Annotated in this window: 2 protein-coding genes; both read right to left on the reverse strand. The window is 67.5% G+C overall.

All coding sequences use genetic code 11. The features are described 5' to 3' along the window. On the reverse strand, positions 1 to 356 hold a 356-nt coding region (locus tag GT354_RS38565), incomplete at its 3' end, for an ABC transporter permease (protein WP_161361037.1). Then, positions 353 to 1221: ATP-binding cassette domain-containing protein (locus GT354_RS38570; RefSeq protein ID WP_161361038.1), on the reverse strand; the 869-nt coding region annotated here is incomplete at its 5' end. The genes GT354_RS38565 and GT354_RS38570, both read right to left, overlap by 4 nt.

A 1221-nucleotide genomic window follows, 5' to 3' on the forward strand; every position in this document is an offset into this window, starting at 1 on the left:
CTGCCGACGACGTGCCCGATGATCACCGAGCCGCGGTGGATGGCCATCGTCCGAAATCGTGCGATGACACCTTCGGACATGTCGGTGGCGACGGACACCGCGGCCCCGATCACGGTGCCGCCGATGGTCATCATCAGGATGCCCGGAACGATGTAGGCGATGTAGTCGGAACGGTCCGCGTTGCCGCCGCCGATGCCCGCGCTCATCACATCGCCGAAGATGTAGACGAAGAGCAGCAGCAGCATGATCGGTGTCAGCAGCAGGTTCAGGGTCAGGGACGGGTAGCGCCGGACGTGCAGAAGGTTGCGGCGCAACATGGTGTTGGAGTCGCGGACGGCGAGGGCGAGGGAGCTCATCGGACGATCTCCTTGGGCTGCGCGCCCTGGGTGGGCTGGGTGGGCACGGGTGTGCCACCGGTCAGGGCGAAGAACACGTCGTCGAGATCGGGGGTGTGCACGGTCAGTTCGTCCGCTTCGACGCCGAGGGATTCCAATCGGTCGAGGATCGCGCCGAGTTCGCGCTGGCTGCCGTCGGTGGGAATGCGCACCGACAGTGCTTCGTCGTCAAGGATGGCGTCGTGCAAGCTCACGGCGATCCGGTAGGTGTCCGGGTCGGTGAAGCGCAGGCGGACGTGACCGCCGGGGACGAGCCGCTTCAGTTCGTCCGCAGTGCCCTCGGCGGCGATCCTGCCGTCGTTGAGCACCGCGATCCGGTCGGCGAGTTCGTCGGCTTCCTCCAGGTACTGCGTGGTGAGGAAGACGGTGACGCCGCCCGCGACGAGTTCGCGGATGATCCCCCACATGTTGTGGCGGCTGCGCGGGTCGAGCCCTGTGGTCGGTTCGTCGAGGAAGATGATCCGCGGGTTGCCGACCAGTGTCATCGCGAGGTCCAGGCGACGCTTCATGCCGCCGGAGTAGGCGGAGGCGGGCTTCTTCGCGGCCGCGGTCAGGTCGAAGCGCTCCAGCAGTTCGGCGCCGACCCGCTTGCCCTCGCGCCTGGACAGGTGGTGCAGGTCGGCCATGAGGAGCATGTTCTCCTCGCCCGTGATCAGGCTGTCGACGGCGGAGAACTGTCCCGTCACGCCGATCGTGGCCCGTACCGCCTGCGGGTCGACGGCCAGGTCGTGGCCACCGACGTACAGGTCACCGGCATCGGCGGCGATGAGCGTGGAGAGGATGTTGACGACCGTGGTCTTGCCGGCCCCGTTGGGGCCGAGCAGGG

The organism is Streptomyces sp. SID3343 (assembly GCF_009865215.1).
Lineage (GTDB): Bacteria > Actinomycetota > Actinomycetes > Streptomycetales > Streptomycetaceae > Embleya.